Below are 8,746 nucleotides of genomic sequence, written 5' to 3'. Positions count from 1 at the left end.
AGACAGTTAGGAGCACAAACGCCTTGTCATCCTGAGCGAAGCGCTGCGCCGGACCCTTCGCCGCACCGAACTGTGGCGCGGAGTCGAAGGATCTACTTGCCGCTGAGCCAACGTCGCGACACGCACGCCCGTTCTCACAGGCATAGTAGATCCTTCGTCGGCGCCAGAATGCCGTGCACCCGCAAGTGCCTCCGGCGCCTCCTCAGGATGACAAGACTTTGTGCAGCAAACACTTAGGCGCACAGGCACCGGGCGACCGGCGCCGGACGCCGTGTGGCGCGCGTACGGCGGACCATCCAACAAAAAACGGGGGAGCCGGCGTGATGCCGGCTCCCCCGTCCTCATCCGATCATTCGCGTGCAGAAGATCAGTTCTGCGCTTCCACCGCGGCTTCAATGGCGTCCGGCAGGTTGGCCAGGAAGTCGTACCCCGTGGCGGCTTCCAGCGCATCCACCGAGGTGCGGTACATCTCCCACCCGTTGGACTGAATGCCCGCCTGGTTGGGCATCACCACCGCGATCACCTGGATGGAGCTCGCACTGGTGACGTTGGCCAGCCCTTCGCCGCCGTTCATCACCACGATGATCTTCCACGTGTACGTGGGGATGTCGACCTTGCCCTCGCCCTTGAGCGTGGTGCGTGTGGCGCCGTACAGCCCGCCCGCGATGTTGTACACTTCCTTGCCGCCCGTGCGCGCCAGGTCGTTGGTGTACACCTCGAACTTGAGCCACGGCCCGCCGTTCATGTCCTGCAGCTGCGGCAGAATGTTGGTCATCAGGAACGTGGCGGCGTTCTCACTCGCGGTGGTGGTGCGCTGCTCGCTCATCACCATGTGCCCGCGGCTGTACCCGCTCCCCACGTAGTCGGAGGTGGTGATGCGGGTGACGCCGGCGGGGAGCGATTCATCCGCCAGGAAGCAGTCGCAGCGGGCCGCGGTGCCGAAGTGCGTGGCGTTCAGGTTCCAGCTCACCCAGTTGGGCTGGCCGCGCGCCGCGTTGTACGACAACGCGTACTGCGCCTTGTTCAGCCGGATGTCGTTGCTGCTGTCGGCGTCCATCGGAACGCCGAACTCCAGGTGGTTGCGGTACACGGCGCTGGTGGACGGCGTGGCCACCGTCAGCGTGGTGGAGCCCATGACGCCGTTGGCCGACGTGGCGCGGATGGTGGTGGTGCCGTTCGCCACGGCCGTCACCAGGCCGCTGGCGCTCACCGTGGCCACCGACGGGCTGGTGCTTTCCCACGTGTAGGTGGAAGCCGAGTTCAGCCCGCCCGCGTCGCGGCCGCTGGCCGTGTACTGCCGCGTGGCGCCCGGCGCCAGCGTCTGGCTGGCCGGCGAGACGGTGACCGACACCACCGGGCCCGCCGTGGGCACCGTGGTGGTGTCGGTGGCGCCGTTGGCCCGTCGCGGCGTTCCCTTGTTGCTGTTGGCCGCGTCGTACACCGCCACCGCGTCGGCCCACGCGGACCCGTCCACCAGGGTGTTGTCGGCGGCCAGGTTTACCAGCTCGCGCGCGATGCCGTTCTTGGCCACCGTGCCGGACGAGGTGTACGACACCGAGTCCAGCAGCACGCCCGCGCCGGAACGGATGACGAAGCGGTCCGAACCGCTGTTGCTGAAGGTGAGGTTGGTCGACGTGGTGCCGATGCGGCCCGTGAAGGCATAGTCCACCTGGATGCCGCCGTTCTTGGACGTGTCGGTGGAGCGGCCCAGCACCGCGTACCCGCCGCGCTGCACCATCACGTCCGACTTGATGGTGTCGGCCGCGCTGCCGTTGTCGCGCAGGTAAAAGCCGCGCAGGTTCACCGGAAAGCGGCCCGCGTTGTACACTTCCACGTACTCGCCCACGCTGTCCTGCACCGCGCCGCCGGGGTTGGCCATCACCTCGCTGATCACCAGCCGGGCCTGCGCTTCGGTGGCGATCAGCATCTTGAAGGTGAAGCTTTCCACCGTGCCCGCCAGGGTGAAGCGCCACGGCTTGGCGGCCGAGGTGGCCCCGGGGGCGATGACCGCGTTGTACTGAAAGAAGGGCTGCTCCAGCCCGGTGAAGTCCCGGTCGCCGTCCGCGTTGGCCACCGACACGGAGCCGCTGCCGGCCGTGACCGTGGGGCCGCTGGCAAAGAAGACGCGCACCCCCGCGCTGTCCAGCGTCACGCCGTCGCGCGTGCCGATGGCCTGGTCCGCCAGCAGGTTGGTGACGGTGACGTCGAACGAGGCCACGCCGCCGGCGATCTGCACGTTGCTGGACGTGAGCCGCACCAGCGTGTTCTGCCCGCCGTACAGGGTGCGCGACGGGCCGCCCTGGCCGCCTTCCGAAGCCGGCGAGCACGCCACGGCGCCCGACTTGACCGACACCGTGCAGGTGAGCAGTTCGCTGGGCGCGGATTCACCCCCGGCGGGAGCCGGCACGGTGGCGGTCGGGTGGTCGCTGCAGGCCGACGCAAGGAGCGCGAGGCCGGCAACCAGCCAGCTGCGCCGCGTGACGGCGCGCGGAAAGAAACCAGGCAAGGGCAGATTCCGGGTCCGGGGGAAAGCGCGGGTAATGCTAAAGGATAATCTGACAAGCACTTATGCGACACCCCACCGCTCCCATCCCGCCGGTCCGTCGCACCCTTTCCGTCCCGTCGCTGTCATGTTCCGAGTGCCCGGAGCGGGTGGCCGCGGGGGCTTGGACGGGAGCGCCCCGCGGGCTATGTTGGCCGCCACGGCCCTTTTCATCCCCCCTCACGCACCCGGAACCCGATGTCCCAGACCGCTGACGTGTCCGCCCTGCGCGCCGAACTGGAGTCCGCGGCTTCGGGGCTGCTGTACGGGTCGGAGGGCGACTACCCGTTCGACTTTGTCGCCTATCCCGGCGCGACGGCGGCGGACCTCGCGCCGGAGCGCATCGGGGCGGTGCTCGGAAAGCCGGGGGAGATTGCGGAGGAGGTGCCGCTGGAGCGCTTCTTTCGCCACCACGTGGACGGCGACCCCAACGATCCCGTGGGCGTGGCGGCCTCGGGGCGATACCGCGCGCTGCGCGACCTGCTGGCGCAGCGGCTGCCGGACCTGCGCGTCTTTCGCCTGGGCCGCGTGCAGGTGGAGTGCTACCTGCTCGGCTCCGTCCCCGGCGGCCTGGCCGGCCTGCACACCACCGCCATCGAGACCTGACGCGGGCCCTTCCCGCGAGACCACCTTCCGCTCCCCTCCACCGGGCACCACCGCATCAAGGCGCGCGGACGCGGCACTCGCTCGCGCGGGGGGCGCCGTGTACGTTGTGGATGTGGACGTGCGTCGGCGCCCGAGACGGTCTCCCGCCGGGCGCAGGGATCATCGTGAGGGAAAAGCACCCGTGCCGGACGAACCGACCGTACCCGTTGCCGTGGATGCAGGGCAGCCGCCGGCCCCGCCCGCCTTGCGTGAAGAGCGCCGGCGCAAGCCGCGCACGGAGCGCTCCGACAAGGCCGTGGTGCGGCTGCTGGAGCGCGAGCGGCACGCCCGCGAGGCCGCCGAGCGCCGCCTGGCCGCCGACGCCGCGCTGCGCGACGCGGTCACCGCCATCAGCCGCGCGGACAACTGGAACGAGTTCATCCACATGTTCGGGGCCAGCGCCGCCGCGGCCACCGGCGCCGACAGCGCGTTTGTGGAAGCGGTGGACGAGCGCACGGGCGACGTGGTGGTGCGCGCCTCCGCCGGCGCGCACGCCCCACCGCTGGACGCGCGCTTCGGGTACGAGGGATCGTGCGTGGAAGCCATTTCGCGCACCAGCGGCCCCATCCTGGTGGCGGACGGCTCGCTTTCCGAGCACGGCCACTTTCAGGAAAGCGAAAGCTGCGCGGGCAGCTGCGAAGTTCTCCTGCTCCCCCTGCAGGTGGGCGGCAACCCCTCACCCGCCGCGCTCTGCCTGCTGCGCTCGCCGCAGAAGCCGGCCTTCCTGCGCGAGGAGATTGACCGGGCCGCCATCTTTGGCGAACTGGCGGTGCTCGCCATGAACCGGCTGCGCATGCTGGAGGAGGCCCGGCAGCGCCGCGACGAGCTGGAGCGGGTGAGCGCCAGCCGCACCCGGCTGATGCGCGGCTTCAGCCACGACATCAAGAACCCGCTGGGCGCGGCCGACATGTTCGCCGCGCTGCTGCAGGACGGCACCTACGGGCAGATGCCGGAAGCCCAGCTCACCGTCGTGGGCCGCATGCGGCGCTCCATTCACACGGCGCTCGCGCTCCTCGAAGACCTGGTGGAACTGTCGCGCGCGGAGTCCGGCCACCTGGAGCTGCACCGCGCGCCGCTGGACCTGCGCACGCTGGTGGGCGAGGCGGCGGAAGACTACCGCGCGTCCGTGGAGGCGGCCGGGCTGGCGCTCACCGTGGAAATGCCCGATGACGAGTGCCGCGTTGAAAGCGACGGCACGCGCCTGCGGCAGATTCTGGGAAACCTGCTCAGCAACGCGGTCAAGTACACGCCGCGGGGCGGCATTCATGTCCGCCTGCACGCGCACCAGGGCCGCCGCTCCGCCGAAACGGTGCGGTGGTTCGGGGTGGACGTGCGCGACACGGGGCCCGGCATTCCCGAGGAAAAGCGCGAGCAGATTTTTCAGGAGTTCACGCGGCTGCAGCCCGGCGCGGCGCAGGGCGTGGGACTGGGGCTCGCCATCAGCCGGCGGATCGCGCGGCTGCTGGGCGGCGACATCGCGGTGGAGGACGCGCCGGGGGGCGGCTCCGTCTTCACGCTCTGGATCCCGGAGCGCGCCCCGGAAGCCGCGGCCGACGACTGAATCACCCACCCGGGCGCACGTGCCCGGTATTTGCTTGTGCGCCATCCACTTACGCAATCCCATCATCCAGCATAACTTTGCCGGGCAGGGACGGATGTTCATCGAACGGAGTAGTTCATGACGGCAGGCGCTGAACTCGACCGGCCTCTCACGGCCGTTGCCAACCCGGCCCGTCTTCAGGCGCTGCGCCGGACGGGGCTGCTGGACACCGACGCGGAGGAGGCGTTCGACCGCATGACGCGGCTGGCCGTCAAGCTGCTCGGCGTGCCCGCGGCGTTCATTTCGCTGGTGGACGAAAAGCGCGATTTCTACAAGAGTGCCCACGGGTTCGGCGAGCCGCTGGCCTCGTCGCGCGAGCTGACGGGCCTCACGTTCTGCCACTACGCCATTGAGTCCGACCGCCCGCTCGTGGTGCCGGATACGCGCGCCGACCCGGTGTTCCGCCACGTGCCCACGGTGGAGACGCTGGGCGTGGCGGCGTACGTGGGCATTCCGCTGGCGGACCCGGACGGCCACATTCTCGGTTCGTTCTGCGCCATCGACCAGAAGCCGCACGAGTGGTCGGAAACGGAGGTGGAGGTGATGACGGAGCTTGCCGCGTCCGCCCGGCGGGAGATCGCGCTTCGGGCGCGCGTGCGCGACCTGGAAGAGTATTCCGACCGGCTGCAGACGCTGGCGCACGAGATGAGTTCGCTCGCCATCGAGAACCAGGCGCTCGCGGATGAGCTGCAGGCGCGGCGGGACGCATCCGGACGCACCGCCTGACCGCGACCGCCGCCAGAAAACAACGGCCTCCCCGGACGTCCGGGGAGGCCGTTGTGCATCCCGGCGGGGGCGGCAAGTCCGGGCGGCCCCAGGACGACAAGCTTATGCGCGTCATCCACTTAGGCGCCAGCAACCTGTCATCCTGAGCGGAGCGCTGCGCCAGGCCTTCCGCTGCGCCGACCTGTGGCGCGAAGTCGAAGGATCTACCTGCCGCCGAGCCAACGTCGCGACACGCACACCCGTTCTCACAGGCATAGTAGATCCTTCGTCGGCGCCAGAGTCTCACGCTGCTGAAAGTACGGCCGGCGCCTCCTCAGGATGACAAACCTCTGTGCGGCAAACGCTTAGGAGCCATCAACCTGTCATCCTGAGCGGAGCGCTGCGCCGAACCGTCAGCCGCACCGAACTTCGGCGCGGAGTCGAAGGATCTACTTGCCGCCGAGCCAACGTCGCGACACGCACACCCGTTCTCACAGGCATAGTAGATCCTTCGTCGGCGCCAGAGTCTCACGCTGCTGAACGTACGGCCGGCGCCTCCTCAGGATGACAAGCCTTTGTGCGGCAAACGCTTAGGAGCACAATAGCCTGTCATCCTGAGCGGAGCGCCGCGCCGAATCGTCGGTCGCTCCGAACTGTGGCGCGGAGTCGAAGGATCTACTTGCCGCCGAGCGAACGTCGCGACACGCACACCCGTTCTCACGGGCATAGTAGATCCTTCATCGGCGCCAGAGTCTCACGCTGCTGAAAGTACGGCCGGCGCCTCCTCGGGATGACAAGCCTTTGCGCGGCAAACGCATAGGAACCATCGACCTGTCATCCTGTGCGGAGCGTCAGGCTGGCGGCACCCGTGGGCGGCGCCTCCATGATCACGAATTCCGCTCTGGCGTGGCCGGCAGGGCTCCCATCCAGCGTCACGCCAGCGCGGAGACGCGCTTCACCGGGTCATCCGTACACGAAATCCGGCGTGCCGGGTACGGCTGAAAGCCAATCGGTGGCCGAAACACACCGCGATAGAATCCGCCAAAGTTTGTTCACGGTGGCCCGATGCATGCGAACGGGGTCCGGCCCTGACCCCCGAATCCCGACGTTCCGCATGCTTGCGCTCTACGTTTCCGACCGCCGCTTCAGCGATCGTCTGTGCCGCGCGCTCCAGGGCCCCAAGGCCGTGCCCAGCGCGGACTGGCTGCAGTTTGAGCGGGCCGCCGAAGCCGCGGAGTGCTCCGTCATCGTCATCGGCTGGCTGGGCGTGCCGGAGGTGGGCCGGCTGATGGCGTTCAAGTCCCGCCATCCCCTGCACCCCGTGGTGCTGGTGACCCGCGGCGACATGCAGAACGCGCGGCAGCTCAAGGCGGTGCAGGTAGAAGAGGTGATCTGGATGGAGGAGATGGACCGCGAGCTGACCGGGGCCGTCTCCCGCACCTGTACCCTGAGCCACCACCGCAGCTTCTGCGAGGCGATGGGCGACGCGGACTACCTGCCGGGGTGCCTGGGCCCGGCGCTGGCCCGCGCCTGCTCCGCCGAGCCTCCGCTGCGCACCGTGCAGAAGCTGGCCAGGATGGTGGGATGCGACCGTCGCACGCTGTGGCAGCACTGGAAGAGCGCCATCGGCGGCGAAGACCTGCGCCTGCAGGACGTGCTGCACTGGCTGCTGCTGCTGCGCGCCGCCGCGCAAAAGACGCCGGGCCGCTCCTGGGCCGCCGTGGCCGACGACCTGGGCGTGCATCCGCAGACGCTGGGGCGCATCTCGCAGCAGCTGACCGGGCTTTCGCTCCGGGAACTGGCCGGGCGCAGGCAGGGGGAGATGGTGGACCAGTTTGAGCACGACGTGGTGGGCGTGCTGCTGCGAAGCGCCCTCAAGAACGCTGGCGACGGGCACCCCGCCCCGCACTGACCTGGCCCCGACCGCCGCCCGCACCCCGCGGACGGCGGTTTTTCCCGTATACAATCCGCGCCTCCACGGGGGCGCATCCATGCGCCGGCCCGCCGCCCGGCCACCGCGGCGCCCCCTCCCGGCACCCACATCAGACAAACTTCGAACAATTCCGACATTCTGCGATTGAGGCGTTCCGGCCGCGGAGGTATTCTGAATGCGTTCGCGACAGCGGACTTAACTCGTTTACCTGCAACGTTTTGCTGAGGGTACATGACCTCCTTCCGTTCCCGCTTTGTCGCCGTGGCCGCGCTGTCGGCCGCCGCGTTTCTGGGTGCCTGCTCCGATCAGTCCGAGGCGCCCCTTGCCGCCGGCGACGTGACCGCCGACCGGCTTTCCGCCGAGGCGCCGGCCCGCGAGCGCATGGCCCAGCTGATCGCCCTGTCGCTGCGTGACGCCTCGGTGCGCGCGCTGCTGCTCAAGGCCACGCACAATTCGCCCGTGGCCGAGGGCAAGCTGCACGTGACCACCTTTCTGAGCGGCGAGGGCCAGCCCCTGCTGCGTGCGATGTCCCGCGCGTCGGGCCTGTCGCTGGACGAAGTTTCTGCGCTGGCCAAGGCGGCCGGCAGCATGGAGATCTACCTTCCGGTGCCGGCGCACCGTGCGGCGTGGACCGGCGGCTCGGACCTGCAGGTGGCCGTGCAGGAGCGCGACCGGGTGGGCCTCAAGGGCTTTGACCTGAACGGCAACGCCGTGCAGCTGTCTTCGGACGTGACGCCCACGACGCCGACCGTAGTGATCACCCACGCCGAGGGCTTCGACGCGCAGGGCAAGGCGCACGGCATCATCCGCGCGAACTTCTCCCGTGCCGCCACGGGCGCGCCGAGCTACAACCACGACCCGTACGCGGCGCAGTTCACCGGCCTGTGGGCCAACGAGGTGCACACCTCCAGCGACTTCGAGAGCTGGGCGTCGGGCTCGCCGGAGTTCGAGTTCTGGGTCGTGGAGGCGGAGACCCGCAACCCGCTGACCTGCGTGGGCGAGAGCAGCGTGGAGCCGAACCGCTTCAACATGGACGGCACCAACTACTACACCACGTTCCTGATCGCGGCGGACAACGAGCTTCCGCAGGGCGTGAACCGCGCGGTCGCCATGTACGAGGACGACGACGAGCGGTGCGTGCTCAAGACGGGCAAGGACTACGTCAAGCTCACGGTGGATGCGCTGACGGCCGGCAATGCCGCGCACAAGGCCATCAAGCACAAGGAGCCGGGCGACTACGGCTGGATCGTGAAGGTGTGGAACTTCGCGCTGGCGGCGAGCCGCCTGTGGGGCGGGGGCGACGAGTTCGTCGGCGTGTCGG

Annotated in this window: 6 protein-coding genes; 5 read left to right on the top strand and 1 reads right to left on the bottom strand. The window is 69.3% G+C overall.

From position 1 onward, the window contains the following. Window positions 1–367: 367 nt before the first annotated feature. The gene (locus tag VF665_RS18140; RefSeq protein ID WP_331054863.1) at window positions 368–2,506 is read right to left on the bottom strand and encodes a DNA/RNA non-specific endonuclease; all 2,139 of its coding nucleotides are present in this window, start codon (window positions 2,504–2,506) and stop codon (window positions 368–370) included. Window positions 2,507–2,740: 234 nt separating this feature from the next. On the opposite strand from VF665_RS18140, the gene VF665_RS18135 reads away from it, so the two are divergent. The 5 genes from VF665_RS18135 to VF665_RS18115 form a co-directional block, all read left to right on the top strand. After that, window positions 2,741–3,148 (top strand): nuclease A inhibitor family protein, encoded by a 408-nt coding sequence (locus VF665_RS18135; protein ID WP_331054862.1) that lies wholly within the window; start codon window positions 2,741–2,743, stop codon window positions 3,146–3,148. A 181-nt stretch (window positions 3,149–3,329) separates the two neighbouring features. After that, complete coding sequence (locus VF665_RS18130; RefSeq protein WP_331054861.1) at window positions 3,330–4,748, top strand: HAMP domain-containing sensor histidine kinase; 1,419 nt, start codon at window positions 3,330–3,332, stop codon at window positions 4,746–4,748. 117 nt (window positions 4,749–4,865) lie between these two features. Then, window positions 4,866–5,513, top strand: coding sequence for a GAF domain-containing protein (locus VF665_RS18125; protein ID WP_331054860.1), 648 nt, complete (start codon window positions 4,866–4,868; stop codon window positions 5,511–5,513). 1,093 nt (window positions 5,514–6,606) lie between these two features. Beyond that, window positions 6,607–7,404 carry a hypothetical protein gene (locus VF665_RS18120; protein WP_331054859.1) on the top strand — a complete coding sequence of 266 codons (798 nt, stop codon included), beginning with the start codon at window positions 6,607–6,609 and terminating at the stop codon, window positions 7,402–7,404. Between the two features lie 252 nt (window positions 7,405–7,656). Continuing rightward, the coding region (locus VF665_RS18115) for a hypothetical protein (protein ID WP_331054858.1) at window positions 7,657–8,746 on the top strand (1,090 nt) is incomplete at its 3' end.

The organism is Longimicrobium sp., assembly GCF_036387355.1.
Lineage (GTDB): Bacteria > Gemmatimonadota > Gemmatimonadetes > Longimicrobiales > Longimicrobiaceae > Longimicrobium.
This window is presented reverse-complemented; position numbering and strand designations above follow the sequence as displayed.

Bases quoted from the DNA above. Each gene is read 5' to 3' on its own strand.
- VF665_RS18125 (WP_331054860.1), top strand. From the start codon at position 4,866: ATGACGGCAGGCGCTGAACTCGACCGGCCTCTCACGGCCGTTGCCAAC.
- VF665_RS18120 (WP_331054859.1), top strand. From the start codon at position 6,607: ATGCTTGCGCTCTACGTTTCCGACCGCCGCTTCAGCGATCGTCTGTGC.
- VF665_RS18135 (WP_331054862.1), top strand. From the start codon at position 2,741: ATGTCCCAGACCGCTGACGTGTCCGCCCTGCGCGCCGAACTGGAGTCC.